A 16,644-nucleotide genomic window follows, 5' to 3' on the forward strand; every position below is an offset into this window, starting at 1 on the left:
CATCCCGAACACGACCGTTAAGCCCTCCAGCGCCGATGGTACTTGGACCGAAGGGTCCTGGGAGAGTAGGACGCCGCCAAGCGGATATTCCCTGATAGCTCAGTTGGTAGAGCACTCGACTGTTAATCGAGTTGTCACAGGTTCGAGTCCTGTTCGGGGAGCCATGCTCTCATAGCTCAGTAGGTAGAGTGCTTCCATGGTAAGGAAGAGGTCACCGGTTCGAATCCGGTTGAGAGCTCCACAAATTTTTAGGCCCGTTGGTCAAGGGGTTAAGACACCTCCCTTTCACGGAGGTAACATGGGTTCGAATCCCATACGGGTCACCAATTTTTATTTTCCCTTGAGGACAACCATACATATGGAGGCTTAGCTCAGCTGGGAGAGCATCTGCCTTACAAGCAGAGGGTCGGGGGTTCGAACCCCTCAGCCTCCACCATAATCGTTCTCATACTGGAAGAGATTGTGGACACACTATAGGTATCCATCTTAGGGGATTAGCCAAGCGGTAAGGCAACGGACTCTGACTCCGTCATCATAGGTTCGAATCCTATATCCCCTGCCAAATGGGAGCCATTAGCTCAGTTGGTAGAGCACCTGACTTTTAATCAGGGTGTCGAAGGTTCGAGTCCTTCATGGCTCACTTTTATTAGTATCATGCGCGTGTGGCGGAATGGCAGACGCACCAGACTTAGGATCTGGCGTCTTACGACGTGGGGGTTCAAGTCCCTTCACGCGCACCACTTTATTTGCGGACGTGGCTCAGCGGTAGAGCATCGCCTTGCCAAGGCGAGGGTCGCGGGTTCGATTCCCGTCGTCCGCTCCATATTTTGCGCCCTTAGCTCAGCTGGATAGAGCGTTTGACTACGAATCAAAAGGTCGGGAGTTCGAATCTCTCAGGGCGCGCCATTTATTTAATAACGGGATGTAGCTCAGCTTGGTAGAGCACCTGGTTTGGGACCAGGGGGTCGCATGTTCAAATCGTGTCATCCCGATTTTACATCTATGCGGGTGTAGTTCAATGGTAGAACTTCAGCCTTCCAAGCTGATAGCGTGGGTTCGATTCCCATCACCCGCTCCATAACTTTATATTTTTCGGGATGTAGCTCAGCTTGGTAGAGCACCTGGTTTGGGACCAGGGGGTCGCATGTTCAAATCGTGTCATCCCGATATCTCAGCTGCTAAGCTGACATGAACTCTTACTTTTGGTAAGAGTTTTTTTGTTAATAGAAAGTATTTCATTGTTTCAGGAGACCACGGTTTTCCTGACTGAGCTACAAGAGAGTCAAAAAATGAAACTTCGTTTGAATGATTTTAAGAAAATTCATATTTACAAAGTAAATAGAAACTGCTCCTTGATATGGATATCTTAAAAATTCTTAATAAAAACACGTTTTGTTGTGTGACTAAAATTCACAAATCGATAGATCAATGGGTTATTTTTCGATGGTTTTGTTATGAATGTTAACATCAAAGCATCATATACCCAACGCAGAATGGAAATAATAATAGGAAGAAATACACAATATATTTATAACTGTATAAATAGCCGTATTGGTGTATAATCTTAATTGCTGTATCGCTTTACAGCGCAATAAAGTTGAAGATTTCCGGGCAGTTTTATTGTATGATATGAGGAAAGCTTCAAATAGACAATGTTAAAAACATTGATCCGGAAGAGGATGGGGGGAGCAGCATGACCGAACTTACGACTGCCGTCAGCAAAAGCAATTCTAACAATCTGCTGCGGCGTGACGTACGGTTCTTGGGGAATATTTTGGGCGAAGTCTTGGTTCACCAAGGCGGTAACGAACTGTTGGAAATCGTGGAGAAGATCCGCGAAACCAGCAAATCACTACGCTCATTGTTTTTGCCTGAACTGCACAATGAATTTAAGGAGCTAATTAATTCACTTGATCCGGAGAATCGTCACCAGGTGATACGGGCGTTTGCTATTTATTTTCAATTGGTGAACATCGCTGAGCAGAATCATCGGATTCGCCGTAAACGCGACTACGAACGTTCAGCAGGAGAGACCGTACAACCTGGTTCTATCGAAAGTGCGATTCAGGAGCTCCGTGAGCGGGATTTCTCACACGAGGATGTTCATGAGATTATGAATGGTCTTTCTCTGGAGCTGGTCATGACCGCTCACCCTACAGAAGCCATGCGGCGGGCGATTCTTGATATTCATAAACGTATTTCCGATGATGTCATGGGTCTGGATAACCCAACCCTTACCTTCCGGGAACGTGAACAGCTTCGCGAGAAACTGCTGAATGAAGTTATTACTTTGTGGCAGACAGATGAGCTGCGCGATCGCAAGCCAACGGTGCTGGATGAAGTACGTAATGGAATGTATTATTTCCATGAGACGATATTCCAGGTACTACCGGATGTGTATCAAGAACTTGAACGATGTCTAAGCAAATACTATCCGGGCCAGAATTGGCACGTGCCTACGTATCTGCGTTTTGGTTCGTGGATCGGTGGCGACCGGGATGGTAATCCATCGGTGACTGCGGCTGTGACTCTGCAGACACTAAGACTTCAGCGTAAGCTGGCTATACGGGAGTACCAGCGCATTATGCGGGATCTGATGCAGTATTTGAGCTTTAGCACCAGTATCGTAAATGTTACACCGGAGTTACTGCAATCCATTGAGGTGAATAGAAGCCTTATTAATCTGGATAAGTCCAAGTCCTGGCATAATGATAATGAGCCTTACCGTATTAAGCTTGCATATATGATTGCCAAGACCCAGAACGTTATGGATGATGAGAAGAAGGGCTCGCTGGAGCGTTATTCTTCACCTGAGGAATTTATAGATGATTTGAACGTGATAGACCGGAGTCTGCGTCATCACTATGCAGATTATGTAGCAGATACTTATATTAAGAAGCTGATTCGCCAGGTGGAGTTGTTTGGGTTCCATACGGCGACGCTTGATGTACGCCAGCATAGTCAGGAGCATGAGAATGCGATGGCCGAAATTCTGGCCAAAATGAACGTTACACAGGATTACGCCAAGCTCCAGGAGAACGAGAAAATTGATCTTCTAGAAAAGCTGTTGAATGATCCACGACCGTTGACTTCACCGTATCAGTCCTACAGTGAGAGCACTGAAGAATGCCTTGCAGTGTACCGCGCTATTTATACGGCACAAGAAGAGTACGGTAAACAGTGTATCACCAGCTATCTGATCAGCATGGCTGAAGCTGCAAGTGACATTCTTGAGGTCATGGTTTTCGCCAAAGAAGTGGGATTATTCCGAAAAGACAATGATGGTACTGTAGTTTGTACATTACAGGCTGTACCCCTGTTCGAGACCATTGACGATCTTCATGATGCTCCACAAATTATGCGTACGCTGCTTAACCTGCCGATTTATCGGGATGCAGTTAGGGCAATGAACGATCTGCAGGAGATCATGCTGGGTTACTCAGACAGCAATAAGGATGGCGGCGTAGTTACAGCCAATTACGAGTTGCGTGTAGCTCTGAAGGAAATTACGGCAACGGCAGATGAATTCGGCATAAAACTGAAATTTTTCCATGGCCGCGGAGGAGCACTGGGACGTGGAGGCATGCCGCTAAACCGAAGTATATTGGCGCAACCGGCTTCTACAATCGGTGGAGGTATCAAGATTACGGAACAGGGAGAAGTCATCTCCTCACGGTATTCCATGCAGGGAATAGCTTACCGTAGCTTGGAGCAGGCAACCTCCGCACTGGTCACAGCTGCAATTAACGCCAGATCTCCCCATACGGATCTATATGAGCCGAAATGGGAAGAAATTGTGGCTAGGATCTCCGAGGTTTCATTAGACAAGTATCAGGACCTGATCTTCCGTGATCCGGATTTCCTGACCTACTTCAAGGAGTCAACACCGCTTCCTGAGGTTGGAGAGCTTAACATTGGTTCGCGTCCCTCCAAGCGAAAGAATAGCGACCGGTTTGAAGACTTGCGAGCGATCCCTTGGGTATTTGCCTGGACACAGAGCCGTTATCTGCTTCCTGCTTGGTATGCTGCTGGTACGGGACTACAAAGTTTCTATGACAACAATGAGGAGAACTTGAAGGTGATGCAGGATATGTATGCAAACTTCTCGTTCTTCACTACATTAATTGATACGCTGCAGATGGCGATTGCCAAGGCTGATCTGATTATCGCCAAGGAATATGCCAGCATGGGCAAAAATGATGAGGCGCGTCAGCGTATCTTTGGACAGATAGAAACGGAATTCAAGCTGACCTCCGAGCTGATTCTCAAAATCACCGGACAGCAGGACATCTTGGATAATGTACCTGTTATTCAGGAGTCCATTCGTCTGCGTAATCCATACGTTGATCCGCTCAGCTATTTACAGGTCCAGCTATTGTCGGAGCTTAGAGCCTTACGTGAAGTAGACGGTGATGATGCCGACCTGCTCCGCGAAGTGCTGCTTACGATCAACGGCATTGCTGCAGGCTTACGGAATACCGGCTGATCTTCTATATCAAGGTTAGTTATATGACTTTAATCATGATCGACTTGTCTTTCAGGTTGATCTGGAAGAGGTTGATTTTGTTTGGATGTATAGAACTTACTGGTCTCGCTCTTCACGATCTTGGACCTGGAAGCCGGTAAAGCCTCTTCCAAATCTCCGTCTGCCTCTTTATAGGGGCCGGACGGGGATTTTTTTTTAGTTTGAGTCAATAACCTGGATAGCAGAATCTGTTATGACACTGGACTGGATGAAAAAGCTGTCACGACCAAACTACTTCCCTCCCTATTCTCATTCCAATGTTGTCGATATGGACTTCGGGAAGAGTGCATGCATAGGGGACAGGTGAGGAGAAGGCATGAAGAAGAGTTGTGGAACTGTAAGGAACCTGAGTGTCCGTCTTTGTCTTCGGATTTGATCCGCTAAAAGCGGTATCATTCAAAAAACTGGAGACAACAGCACCCTGAGGGCCGAACATTCTTAGGAGTCCCGTTATATTCATCTTCCCCTCAGTGCACTTGTGTTTGCCCAGCCTACATAGAAAGTAACAATACTATCCTTGATTTTTGACCAAACATGAATTACCATTTAAGAGCTTGTACCGTGGACATTCAAGGGATGAAAGACCAAGGGCGGCAAGTCTGGGGGAGTTAACAGGTGGAGAATTTGGAAGGCAGATTGACAAAGCTCGCCTTGAAGGGCGACCAAAGGGCATTTGCCGAGCTTGTGGAACTATATAAAGACAAAATATATCATCTGGCTTACCGGATGCTGAACAACCGCCATGAAGCGGAGGATATTGTTCAGGAAACTTTTTTGCGCGTGTATCGCAATTTGGACCGTTATGATGATAAACAGAAGTTCTCAACCTGGATCTACCGGATTGGCACGAACCTCTGTATTGACCGTCTTCGCAAACGGCGCCCGACGTATTCACTGGATGCCGAGATGAACGATCAGGAAGGTATTGACGGTTATTCCATGATTCCCAGTGATAATGTGACACCGGAAACCGAGCTGCTGCTCTCAGAGACGCAGAGGCTGATCTATGAGGCCATTGACAGTTTGCCTGTGAAATATCGATCAGTGATGATATTGCGCTATCTACAGGATTTGTCACTTCAGGAGATTAGCGATGTGCTGGATATGCCTGTAACAACGATCAAGACCCGTGTACATCGCGGACGTGAATTTTTACGTAAAAAATTAGGCCCTAAAATGTAAAATAGATTATTTTTTATGAAACGTATGATTGGCAGCGACGTATGTAAGTTAAGCAAGTCTTATGCGCCCTGCCCCTTTGTCATGTTATAATTAAATAGCACTCATGAAAGGATTGGCTCCTATGGAATGCAAACTGGCCGTCTCTATGATGCACGACTACTTGGATGACGACTTGCCCGAGCTGCAACAGAGGGAATTGAAGGAGCATCTTCTATCCTGTACAGATTGCCGTGCAAAGTTCAAAGAATTGGAACAGACCGATATGCTGATGTTTTCCCTGATACACCACAGTCCTGTGGCTTCGGAGGATCTTGTAGACCGGATTATGAACTCACTCCCTCAAGTCAAGAAGGAACGGGCATTTGTGACCTGGATAAAACGGCATCCCGCACTTACAGCGGCGTCCGTGTTCATTCTCGTTATGCTGATGAGCTCTGTTACTTTTTGGAATCAGGATCGACAGCTTGTAGTCAGAGGAACTGACCTGGAACAGGTTGTCATTCAAGGGGATACGGTCATTGTACCTTCTGGTAAGACGATATCCGGCGATCTAACGGTGGAGAACGGTAAAACGCAGGTATATGGGGAAGTAAACGGTAATGTGACTGTGATCGACGGTTCCTTGTACCAGGCTTCAACAGCTCATATCTCCGGGCAAGTCAAAAGCATAGACCAAGCGGTAAGTTGGCTCTGGTATAAAGTGACGAACATGTTCTCTGAAGTTGCCTACCGGTAATGACACCTGGTTGCTTTTAGAAGGAATATTATTTGCGCCTCTTTTTCCGGAAAGATGGCGCTTTTTTGTTGTGTGGGTATTCGGTGATGCGTTTCCCAGACGTCTGAAACTTGCAACCTGGGCTGGAACGTTATAACCTAGATATGATACAGAACATACAGACAGTTTACATAAACCCAGCTAATATGAAATGACGGGGGTTTTGGCATGAGTTATTTTACAGACCTAACATGGAAAGAGTCCATTAAAGATATAATCGATATTCTGATTGTCAGCTATATCATCTATAAAGTGCTCAATATGGTGCGTGGAACCCGGGCGATACAGTTGCTAAAAGGAATCCTGGTACTGGTGGTTATCTGGGCGCTTAGTACTCTGCTTGATTTATATACGCTCAAGTGGCTGATGAACCAGATATTTACGTTCGGGATATTTGCGATATTTATCATCTTTCAGCCGGAATTGCGGAGGGGGCTGGAGCAGCTTGGACGGGGCAAGTTCTTTGGACGGGCTGCCGAGAATGATGAGGAAATCAGCAAGCTGATCGGTGAAGTCATTAAAGCACTCAATTACTTGGCACAGCGAAAGATTGGTGCATTAATTGTTTTTGAACGAGCGACGGGACTCAATGAATATACCGAGTCTGGGATTCCTATGCGATCTGTAGTCAGCTCTGAGCTGTTAATTAATATTTTTATTCCCAATACTCCGCTGCATGACGGTGCTCTCATTATGCAAGATGGGCAGATTGCGGCCGCTGCTTGTTATTTGCCGCTGTCGGAGAATCCGTTTATCAGTAAGGAGCTCGGTACCCGTCACCGGGCAGCCATCGGGATTAGTGAAGTTGCAGATTCTGTCTCTGTTGTGGTTTCGGAAGAAACCGGACAGATCTCATTAGCAATTAACGGTCAGATCGTACGTGATATTAAGGAAGAATCTCTGATCTCCAAGCTTTATGAGGAGCTTCGCGCCACTTCGCCGCTGAAGGAGAAAAGCTCCGCCTTTTGGAAACGGAGGGGGGATAAGAGCAATGGATAAGTGGATGAAGAATAATAATTTCAACAAAATTCTCGCGCTTGCCTTCGCTATCATCCTTTGGATTATTGTCCATGTGGATACTGCACCTGCGAACCAGACAACAGTAAGCACAGAGTCTAAAACCATAGAAAATGTGAAGATTGAGGATACCGGCTTTGATGAGGATAAATACGTAATCACATCAAGGGATGCTGATAGTGTCAGGCTTGAAGTCATGGGCAAAAAATCGGATCTCACCTACAAGTTTTCTGATGCCTATAAAGTATGGATTGATCTGAGCAATATTCAACCAGGAGACTCGACGCTCCCACTGCATTACTCCTTACCCAGCGGTGTAATATTGGAAGATATTAAGCCAAATGAAGTGAATGTGCATGTGGAACTTAGAAATACTAAGTCTTTTCCAGTATCCATCGTTACTAAGGGAGAGCCTGCACCCGGCTACCAGGTCGGTACACCGGCTTTAGATCCAGCAGCAGTGGAGGCGCAGGTTACGCTTGCTGCCAGTGAACTCAGTAAGGTTGTCAAAGTGCAAGGAACCATTGAGCTGGATGGTGAAAGTGAGACGCTTAAAGAGAAAAAGTTGAAGCTGTATGCATATGACAGTAGCGGTAACGAGATAAAGGATGCAGTCATTGAACCGTCGGCCGTAACTGTGGAGCTGCCAATTACCCTTCCGTTCAAAAGTCTGCCGCTGGACATCAGCTTTAGCGGTCAACTACCGGGGGGCTTGGCTTTATCGAAGGTGATACCGGAACAAGATACGGTAACTGTATATGGAACCGAAGAAGCTTTGGCTTCTTTATCATCCTATGAAGCGACATTGAACTTAAGTTCGATTGATTCTGTAGGAACAAAGGAGCTAAAGCTGGAACTGGCCGCTCCGAAGAATGTCGCTAAGATTGAGCCTACGGTATTAAATGTTTCTGTGATGACCTCGGAAATTGCCCAGAAGACCATCGATAACATTCCCATCAAGCTGGAGGGAGTAGATACCGGACTTACCGCACGGATTACAGATCCCGCTAGCAAAACGATTTCGCTCATTGTATCGGGAGCCCCAAATCTGCTCGAACAGGTGGATAAGAACAATATCAGCGTGGTTGCAGACGTTGTGGGCATCACAGCCGGAACTCATGTGGTAACGCTTCATGTTTCGCTGCCCAGGTTTATTGCTCTAGAGAATGCATCACAACGCTTAAGGGCAACGGTGGAGATGCAGACTCCGGCAACGCCTGAAGCTACGAAGGCTCCCGATAGCACCCATTCAGGCACGGTAACCTCCGAGCCGAGCGCTGAGCCTGCCTCTGGCGTGGAGAGCCCAACGGAACCTGCTCAGAGCGAAGGAGGGATTAGCCCTACCGCGACACCTACTCCTTCTGAGGGGACGGTAGAGAACAATGGCACTTCAGGTACTGAGGGGACTGCAAACAACAGTGGAAGTCCCGGCGCAACGTAACTTTTTCTTTTAGTAATCGTCTATAATATGTGACTTAGGTACCCGAAATAATATTTCGTTCATACAATAATTCATTAAGCTAATGCAGCGTATTCAAAAGGAGAAAAAAGATGGGTAAGTATTTTGGAACAGATGGTGTGCGCGGAGTCGCAAACCGTGAATTAACAGCAGAGATGGCCTACAGTATCGGCCGTTGTGGTGGGTATGTATTGGCTGGTAATGTAGAAAAGCCTAAGGTGGTTATAGGCATGGATACGCGAATTTCGGGTCCTCTTCTGGAATCCGCTCTTGTAGCAGGAATGTTGTCCATTGGTGCTCAGGTTATCCGGCTAGGTGTCGTGAGTACGCCTGCTGTGGCTTATATTACAAGATTACTTAAGGCAGATGCAGGAGTAATGATATCTGCTTCGCATAATCCGGTTGAAGATAACGGCATTAAGTTCTTTGGCGGAGATGGGTTTAAGCTGACAGATGAAACCGAGCTGCGGATTGAAGAACTGATGGATGCAGAAATTGATGAATTGCCACGCCCTGTGGGTGCTGGTCTGGGAACAGTAAGTATAGATAATGAGGCGAAATATTTATATTTGAACTATCTCAAAACAACAATTTCCCAAAACTTCACAGGACTTAAGGTCGTACTGGACTGTGCCCATGGAGCGGCTTATGAACTGGCTCCACGCTTGTTCAGAGAGCTTGGTGCAGAAGTGATCGCTATCGGTTCAGAACCGGATGGGCTGAATATTAATGACGGCTTCGGCTCCACGCATCCGGAAACTTTACGTCAAGAGGTGCTACGCCAAGGCGCCGATCTGGGACTTGCTTTTGACGGAGATGCTGACCGGTTGATTGCTATTGATGAGAAGGGCGACGAAGTTGACGGTGACTTTATCCTCTGTATCTGCGGAGATGCGATGAATCGCGCCGGTAAGCTTAAGGATGGCACCATTGTATCCACAGTTATGAGTAACATTGGTTTCTACAAAGCAACAGAACAACTGGAGCTGAATACAGCCAAGACTGCAGTCGGTGACCGTTATGTGATGGAAGAAATGCGCCGGGGCGGATACAATCTGGGTGGTGAGCAGTCCGGTCATGTTATTTTCCTGGATTACAATACAACAGGTGATGGCATCCTAACGGCAATCCAACTGGTGGACACAATGAAGTCATCTGGTAAGAAGCTCAGTACGCTGAAATCAATGATGACCAAATACCCCCAGGTACTTGTGAATGTTCGTGTTCAGGATAAGACTAATTATCCCAACAATCCGGCTATTGAAGCGGCTATTCAAGATGTTGAAGGCAAGCTTGGCGATAACGGCCGAGTTCTGGTACGTCCTTCAGGGACTGAACCGTTAATTCGGGTCATGGCTGAAGGCCCCGATAAGGCGGAGCTGGATCTATATGTAGGTCAAATTGTTGATGTCGTTCAGCGTGAATTGGTGTAATTAACGATATTAATGTATAAGTAATTCAGCCGGTGAAGAAAAAGGTTTAAGGCTTCTTCACCGGCTGATTCTGTATATAGCCCACTATCTTGTAACAGCACCAAAAGTATTCATGCCTTTCAGCATTGCCAAAACGATGTAAGGTGCATATAATAGATAAAGTGTCATTCCAGAAGGAAAGCGGGGATAGTAAGGTAGGCAACAGCAAGCGCCAGAGCTTGATCTTGCGCGGGGGAGAAGGGACAGCCTTTAAGTTTGCCGGATGTCGGCGGGGCTTGAACGGATCACGGCAGATGTAAGCTGACGAGGTGGAGGTGTTCGAAATGTTCGGCGGGGACCTCCCGGTGATGCACCAGAGCCGTAAATGGAAACGGAAAATGCGAGGGCGACCTTTCACACAACGTTTCTGTGGGTGCTATCGGAAAAAGTATAAATTCATGGGTTAGTGCAGTAACGGAAAGAAACACTGAGTGTTCTGCCACGGCAGAGGAGAAGACTGTACATTTCATGAACATAATTGCAAGTGATGATTATTGTAACGGATATTGCCCTCTTTAGGGCTCTATAGCCGTGTCCACTTGTCTGGGTCTGAAATACAACAGAATATTTGCTTTTTCTCAAAAACTTGCCGCACGGCACGTTTCTTTCCTTATGCCGCCCACACTATAAATTGGACGGAGGAAATTATTATGTGTGGTATTGTAGGATATATCGGTAATCAGAACTCGCAAGGGATCTTGGTAGAGGGTTTGAAGAAGCTTGAATATCGTGGGTATGATTCGGCCGGGATTGCGGTTTTTACCAAGGATGGTCTTCAGGTTGTAAAAGCACAGGGCCGCATGGCGAATCTCGAAGCTAGACTTGAAGCTACTCCACTGACAGGTAGTGCCGGAATCGGGCACACCCGCTGGGCAACCCACGGCAAACCTTCTGATGAGAACTCGCACCCGCATACGGATGAGAGCCATAAGTTCTCAGTCGTACACAACGGGATTGTGGAGAACTATCTGGATCTTAAAGAGGAATTGATCGCCGGAGGATGCCACTTTACTTCCGAAACGGATACGGAGGTTATTTCGCACCTGATCGCCCGTGAATATGAAGGGGATATCGTGAAAGCTGTACAGAAAGCAATCACCTTCATGCGTGGTGCATTTGCACTTGGAGTTCTGACCGAATATGAGCCCGACAAACTTGTGGCTGTACGTCAAGCAAGTCCACTGATCATTGGCTTGGGTGAAGGGGAAAACTTTATCGGGTCGGATATTCCTGCTCTGCTGGAATACACTCGTAACGTATATATTTTGAACGACGGCGAAATGGCTGTATTGACACGGGATGCTGTCGAATTGATGACGATTGAAGGCAATTTTATTTCTCGGGAAATGATTACTGTCGATTGGGATGCTGTTACTGCGGAAAAAGGCGGGTATGAGCATTTCATGTTGAAAGAAATCCACGAGCAGCCAAAAGCATATCGTGATACTATGCGCGGAAGAATGAATGCTGAAGGCAACAAAGTAATTCTGCCTGAGCTGAACCTGACCGAAGAGCAGATCAAGAATATTCGCAACGTACAAATCGTTGCTTGCGGTACCGCCTATAATGCGGGTCTTGTTGGACGCAACCTGATTGAATCCTTGGTACGTATTCCTGTAGAAAATGATATTGCTTCGGAATATCGTTACCGTTCGCCGATCGTTACACCAGAAACCCTGGTCATCGTAGTCAGCCAATCCGGTGAAACTGCAGATACACTTGCAGCTCTTCGTGAAGGTCAAGCAAACGGAGCCCATGTTCTGGCTATCACTAACGTAGTTGGCAGCTCTATTGCCCGCGAGGCAAACAGTGTGCTTGTAACTCTAGCTGGTCCGGAAATCGCTGTAGCTTCAACCAAAGCATACACTTCACAGCTGATCGCGTTCACTTTGCTCGGTCTGTATCTGGCTGAAGTTCGCGGTACTCAGTCTGAAGCTGAAGTTGCCAAGATTCTGGCAGCTATGCAGTCATTGCCGGAGCAAGTAGAAGTAATCCTGTCGCAAAAAGAAGCGATCAAGACTTATGCTGAACAAATTGCTAAGCATGAGCACCTATTCTTCATCGGCCGTGGCGTAGATTACGCTGTAGCCCAGGAGGGATCGCTGAAACTGAAAGAAATCTCCTATATTCATTCCGAAGCTTACGCTGCGGGTGAACTGAAGCATGGTACACTGGCACTGATCGAAGAAGGCGTTCCAGTCATTGCCCTGGCAACTCAGGAATCCGTTCTAGAGAAAACCGTCAGTAATATCAAGGAAGTCAAAGCTCGCGGTGCACACGTGCTGGCCATCACTCATGAAGAGAATGCAAACGATCTGCTTAGATCTGTTGACCAGGTGTTCGTGATTCCTCAGACACTGCAGTTGCTGACCTCTGCATTATCCGTAGTGACGCTGCAATTGCTGGCTTACTACGCCTCACTGGCCCTGGGTCACGATGTGGATAAACCACGCAACTTGGCGAAGAGCGTTACTGTGGAGTAGGGTGGAGAAGAGGATATAGATATTTGACTAATCACATTAAAGTGTTGTTCTGAAAAATATGTTAATTATCATGAGCCGTCCTAAGAATTTAGGGCGGCTTTATTATTATAGATGGGAAGATAAAAATGAATAAACTAGGAGATAAAGTAAAGCTATTCAAAGTTTGAGCAAGGAAAGACGAAGCCTCCAACTGAGGCATCGCTTTAAATAGTATCACGTAATCACTAAGCAATTGCTTGCAACAGCAGTACATTTGATCAAATGAGCAAAATTCCCAGTCGATCAGAAAAGTCTTTATTCGGTAAAAAGCGATAAGAGTGGGAGTAGAGGGTTTAGATGATAATGAACTTCTGGAAGATCGGAAGATTTGTTCGAAACTTTAGAATGGAATTTTTTAACGGGGGAGAGCTCAGAGTAGAGCTTCGTTATCCAAGAATTTTAAGGAGGATGGTCCATAGCTTCTAAATATAGATCTAATGTTCCCCGACTGGATTGGCAATCACTTACGCGGGTGGCTCGAAAATCCCCCTCGAGGGGGATTACCTTATTGAAGTGGTGTAGATATTAATTTTACTTTTTAGTTGTATAGTTTTTGTTCATAACTTTTTTCTTAATTGTAAATACCATCACACCAAATGCAGCCTTGAAAATGTTCACTTTACGCGGATAAACTTTTGAAACAAGCCCGGTTTCCTTCCAGTAGGACTTATCATACTGTACAAAGGGGGTATCCACGGCACTCATGGCGCGAAAGGTATTATGGGTGATAAAGACATTCATGCTCGGCTCTTTTGTTTTATCATGCAAAATGATGTTATAAAAATTTTCCGATACTCTATCTACTATTTTTTTCTGCTTTTCAGTAAGTGAAAATGGTCTCGTTTGTATTTTGTAGCTTAAAGTTTGAACATTAGAGATACCCCATTGAGACATAGTTGACTTCAAATACTTGGCAACTGTTTTTTCCCCAGCACCAGCAGTTGTGGTAATAACCAGCCCCTTTTTATCAAATAGCCGAGGCCGATGGAAATAATATGACAAATGATCAACCAAGTTCTTCATAGAAGCATTCAAATGCAGAGAATAAACAACACCGCTTAGAATCAGCGCATTGCAGGATTCAATCTTTTCCGTAACCGATTTCATGGTTTTATAGTGCGGGCACTTGAGTTCACCTCTTACAAAACATACATGGCAGGACATACAAAATGGTAGATCAAGTTCGCTTACGTTAATTTCAGTTATTTCAACATCGTGAAGTTTAAGGCGACTAATGACTTCTTGCGTCAGCTTATACGTATTCCCTTTACGCATACTGCCGTGTATCACACAAATATTCATTTTTTCTTCTCGCTTTCTTTCGCCAAATCAAAATTTCTTGAGCAACTAGACCTCAAGATAATTTGGATACATAGTAACTAGTTCGCTATGGCCATGCAAATTCATCCTATCAATACATATTCTACTGCGTGTTGGGAAAAAATCGATTTTATTTGTTTTATCGTAGAGTTTAAAGAAATAAATATATAATATTCTTTCTAAAAAGAAATAGATCAATAATTCCTCATGCTTTAATACATGGGTGGTTGCTTTGACTGATTCAATTTCAATATTTGGAATTTTGAACTTGGATGCAAACACAAGCGGACCGATTTCAATATTGCTCTGATTTAGATTTAAAAACAAAATATGCTCACTCTTATCTATCCATAACTTATCTTGTTCATACTCCCTTACTTTTGTAATTACAATATCGTAATTTTTCTTAATATCATCATCTTCCTCGTTAGTGATATTAATAAAAGGAATTTCCGAAAGGAATTTTGATATATAAGGTAAAGAGTTATCTAGTGATAAATACACTTCGCAAGTTTTCTTTTCTTTAATAATTTCTTCGACATCGTTTAAATACATTTCCAGTCGATCCACTGAGATGATAGATGGTAATAAAAACTCTGTATACTGTCTTATAAGGACAAACAGTGATTTTGTTCTATCATCAGAACAAAAAGTAAAACTAGACGGTAAGGAGTCGATTAATTGATTCATCTCTGAAGACTCTATAGAATGATCCATATCTTTATTCTGACCATAATACATGATTTGTTTGAATTTATCTAAATCAATCCCTTTATCCTCAAATGTAACTAATGCTTTATTCGAAATACAATTTTTTATAATGATAATATTGGCTTCTTTTATGATTTGAAATTTGTGATTTAAATAGTACATTTTACACCTACCCCATTAAGAATGCATAAAGTACAGTCTGTTTTTCATTGATCATATTACTTAGTGCAGTATCATAAAAACCACCCAAGGGAACACTTTGAATCCCTAAATATTGAGATACCAATTGTATATTTTGTCCAATGTGACCGGCTTCTTGTTGAATTAGTTTGTAAGCGATATCATAATATTTTTTTGAGATAGACTGTATATCAATACTAAGAACAATAGAAAACTGTGTTGTATCAGCTAAATATCCCTGAAGAAAAGCAGTTTTAACTTCTTTCCATGGCTGATATTTCTTTATCATTAAATCACCAGTATCACAATTTACTTCTCCAATGTTACCGAACTCAACCAATTCTTGATGTACATTTTTTTCATTGAATAGAATATGAATTCTTACATTATATTCTGCTCCTCCTGAAGGATAAGTACGTCCTTTACGATTACCACCTATAAAAGCCAAGTTACAAAATTTTGAAATGAATTTTTGATTGATTATTTGCTTATTCTTAAAATAACTAACGCAAGTTTTTCTTTCGTATAATACTTTTTCAAAAGAATTATCTAAATCCAGTGAATAATCTAATCTGACTAAAGGGTAATTATCGTTTGGCATCCTTTTTCTATGTTGATGCTGATACATCTGTGAAAAGGCAAACTCCGGTTCATTCAACGAAACCATATGGTAGTCAATGAATGTTTTCTCTATGTTCGGTGAGAATTCCCATTTGAACATTTTTATAACCAGGCCTTTCGCTACGCTCAAGGCATAAAACGGAATGAAACCGTCTATTGCTTTGAAGCTTATTTTTTATGATAAATATACTAAGTGAACAGATTCACTACAAATTGCGGGATGTTAATCTTGGCTTAGTGAAAATGGCTGTATCGATGGGTTCATGGAATCTACTGGTAAGTACTGGATTACTAGGATGTGTAAACATTCGAAGGCATTTTTGGTAGGGCTTAGGGATGCCTCGAAACCGGTGACTATTCTGAGCTTTTCAGAAAGAACTTGGTTTGATGATACAATCCCAGATATCGGAGATTTTTGGTAATTACTATTCGCGCCAAATTGGCACTGATAGACTGTGTTCCTGAATAAAAGAAAAGTGTCTGCAGCTCTCGTGCCGGCATCTACATTAAACCTCTTCTTGTTCATGTGCCAACGCTGCGATTAAAGGGAGGGAGTAAACACCATGGAATTCGTAATCGTTTCTTAGTCATCCAAATGACGTAGAGATTGTAAACGTGCAATTATTGCGGTCGCCACAATGTTGCTTACAGCCATTTATCATGTGATCGCCAAAAACGAAGTTTACTTCCACGCTTTTCGATAACTATTTCATCTCCCACCTTTCTGTAACTAAATAAATCCACTAATCTAACAGTAAAAAACACTTAATTTGTACTAATATAATTTTCTTTAGATTGTATATGTTATATTTTCTGAGTTTATAATAGTCCACACAAATTACAAAAGTCAACATATATGT

At 43.9% G+C, this 16,644-nt stretch carries 10 protein-coding genes, 12 tRNA genes and 1 rRNA gene; 20 read left to right on the forward strand and 3 right to left on the reverse strand.

What is annotated here, in order from left to right:
* The 20 genes from rrf to glmS all read left to right on the forward strand — a co-directional run.
* Window positions 1–82, forward strand: a 5S ribosomal RNA gene (gene rrf / locus ACAN54_RS26160); the annotation flags it as partial.
* A gap of 6 nt (window positions 83–88) precedes the next feature.
* Window positions 89–164 (forward strand) — tRNA-Asn (locus tag ACAN54_RS26165).
* Window position 165: 1 nt separating this feature from the next.
* Window positions 166–241: transfer RNA gene (locus ACAN54_RS26170), tRNA-Thr, on the forward strand.
* Window positions 242–251: 10 nt separating this feature from the next.
* A tRNA-Glu gene (locus ACAN54_RS26175) sits at window positions 252–326 on the forward strand.
* A gap of 34 nt (window positions 327–360) precedes the next feature.
* Window positions 361–436 (forward strand) — tRNA-Val (locus tag ACAN54_RS26180).
* Between the two features lie 52 nt (window positions 437–488).
* Window positions 489–562, forward strand: a tRNA-Gln gene (locus ACAN54_RS26185).
* Between the two features lie 5 nt (window positions 563–567).
* A tRNA-Lys gene (locus ACAN54_RS26190) sits at window positions 568–640 on the forward strand.
* Window positions 641–656: 16 nt separating this feature from the next.
* A tRNA-Leu gene (locus tag ACAN54_RS26195) sits at window positions 657–740 on the forward strand.
* Between the two features lie 8 nt (window positions 741–748).
* Window positions 749–823: transfer RNA gene (locus ACAN54_RS26200), tRNA-Gly, on the forward strand.
* A 6-nt stretch (window positions 824–829) separates the two neighbouring features.
* A tRNA-Arg gene (locus ACAN54_RS26205) sits at window positions 830–906 on the forward strand.
* Between the two features lie 12 nt (window positions 907–918).
* Window positions 919–992, forward strand: a tRNA-Pro gene (locus ACAN54_RS26210).
* 12 nt (window positions 993–1,004) lie between these two features.
* Window positions 1,005–1,078 (forward strand) — tRNA-Gly (locus ACAN54_RS26215).
* Window positions 1,079–1,093: 15 nt separating this feature from the next.
* Window positions 1,094–1,167: transfer RNA gene (locus ACAN54_RS26220), tRNA-Pro, on the forward strand.
* A 526-nt stretch (window positions 1,168–1,693) separates the two neighbouring features.
* A complete protein-coding gene (gene ppc, locus ACAN54_RS26225) occupies window positions 1,694–4,486 on the forward strand; it encodes a phosphoenolpyruvate carboxylase (RefSeq protein WP_379162577.1) in 2,793 nt (930 codons plus the stop codon).
* A gap of 654 nt (window positions 4,487–5,140) precedes the next feature.
* Window positions 5,141–5,707: an RNA polymerase sigma factor SigW gene (gene sigW / locus ACAN54_RS26230; protein WP_379162580.1), complete on the forward strand. Its 567-nt coding sequence runs from the start codon at window positions 5,141–5,143 to the stop codon at window positions 5,705–5,707.
* Window positions 5,708–5,828: 121 nt separating this feature from the next.
* Window positions 5,829–6,443 (forward strand): zf-HC2 domain-containing protein, encoded by a 615-nt coding sequence (locus ACAN54_RS26235; protein ID WP_379162583.1) that lies wholly within the window; start codon window positions 5,829–5,831, stop codon window positions 6,441–6,443.
* Window positions 6,444–6,650: 207 nt separating this feature from the next.
* Window positions 6,651–7,481 carry a diadenylate cyclase CdaA gene (gene cdaA / locus ACAN54_RS26240; RefSeq protein WP_379162586.1) on the forward strand — a complete coding sequence of 277 codons (831 nt, stop codon included), beginning with the start codon at window positions 6,651–6,653 and terminating at the stop codon, window positions 7,479–7,481.
* On the forward strand, window positions 7,474–8,940 hold the full coding sequence (locus ACAN54_RS26245; protein WP_379162589.1) for a CdaR family protein: 1,467 nt from the start codon (window positions 7,474–7,476) through the stop codon (window positions 8,938–8,940). Before cdaA ends, ACAN54_RS26245 begins: the two co-directional genes overlap by 8 nt.
* 110 nt (window positions 8,941–9,050) lie before the next feature.
* Window positions 9,051–10,391, forward strand: a complete 1,341-nt coding sequence (gene glmM, locus ACAN54_RS26250) for a phosphoglucosamine mutase (RefSeq protein WP_379162592.1) — start codon at window positions 9,051–9,053, stop codon at window positions 10,389–10,391.
* Between the two features lie 689 nt (window positions 10,392–11,080).
* The gene (glmS, locus tag ACAN54_RS26255; RefSeq protein ID WP_379162595.1) at window positions 11,081–12,913 is read left to right on the forward strand and encodes a glutamine--fructose-6-phosphate transaminase (isomerizing); all 1,833 of its coding nucleotides are present in this window, start codon (window positions 11,081–11,083) and stop codon (window positions 12,911–12,913) included.
* Between the two features lie 570 nt (window positions 12,914–13,483).
* On the opposite strand, the gene ACAN54_RS26260 is transcribed toward glmS, so the two are convergent.
* The 3 genes from ACAN54_RS26260 to ACAN54_RS26270 are packed head-to-tail and all read right to left on the reverse strand — an operon-like array spanning window position 13,484 to window position 15,830.
* Window positions 13,484–14,242 (reverse strand): flavodoxin family protein, encoded by a 759-nt coding sequence (locus tag ACAN54_RS26260; RefSeq protein WP_379162598.1) that lies wholly within the window; start codon window positions 14,240–14,242, stop codon window positions 13,484–13,486.
* A gap of 57 nt (window positions 14,243–14,299) precedes the next feature.
* The gene (locus tag ACAN54_RS26265; RefSeq protein ID WP_379162601.1) at window positions 14,300–15,145 is read right to left on the reverse strand and encodes a hypothetical protein; all 846 of its coding nucleotides are present in this window, start codon (window positions 15,143–15,145) and stop codon (window positions 14,300–14,302) included.
* Window positions 15,146–15,152: 7 nt separating this feature from the next.
* Entirely contained in the window at window positions 15,153–15,830 is a 678-nt protein-coding gene (locus tag ACAN54_RS26270) for a nitroreductase family protein (RefSeq protein ID WP_379163023.1), read from the reverse strand.
* Window positions 15,831–16,644: the final 814 nt, after the last annotated feature.

It is taken from the genome of Paenibacillus diazotrophicus (genome assembly GCF_042610465.1).

What these genes read in the sequence shown, in the direction of transcription:
- ACAN54_RS26235 (WP_379162583.1), top strand. Translation starts at nt 5,829, where the DNA reads ATGGAATGCAAACTGGCCGTCTCTATGATGCACGACTACTTGGATGAC.
- ACAN54_RS26270 (WP_379163023.1), bottom strand. Translation starts at nt 15,830, where the DNA reads ATGGTTTCGTTGAATGAACCGGAGTTTGCCTTTTCACAGATGTATCAG.
- ACAN54_RS26245 (WP_379162589.1), top strand. Translation starts at nt 7,474, where the DNA reads ATGGATAAGTGGATGAAGAATAATAATTTCAACAAAATTCTCGCGCTT.
- cdaA (WP_379162586.1), top strand. Translation starts at nt 6,651, where the DNA reads ATGAGTTATTTTACAGACCTAACATGGAAAGAGTCCATTAAAGATATA.
- ppc (WP_379162577.1), top strand. Translation starts at nt 1,694, where the DNA reads ATGACCGAACTTACGACTGCCGTCAGCAAAAGCAATTCTAACAATCTG.
- ACAN54_RS26265 (WP_379162601.1), bottom strand. Translation starts at nt 15,145, where the DNA reads ATGTACTATTTAAATCACAAATTTCAAATCATAAAAGAAGCCAATATT.
- glmS (WP_379162595.1), top strand. Translation starts at nt 11,081, where the DNA reads ATGTGTGGTATTGTAGGATATATCGGTAATCAGAACTCGCAAGGGATC.
- glmM (WP_379162592.1), top strand. Translation starts at nt 9,051, where the DNA reads ATGGGTAAGTATTTTGGAACAGATGGTGTGCGCGGAGTCGCAAACCGT.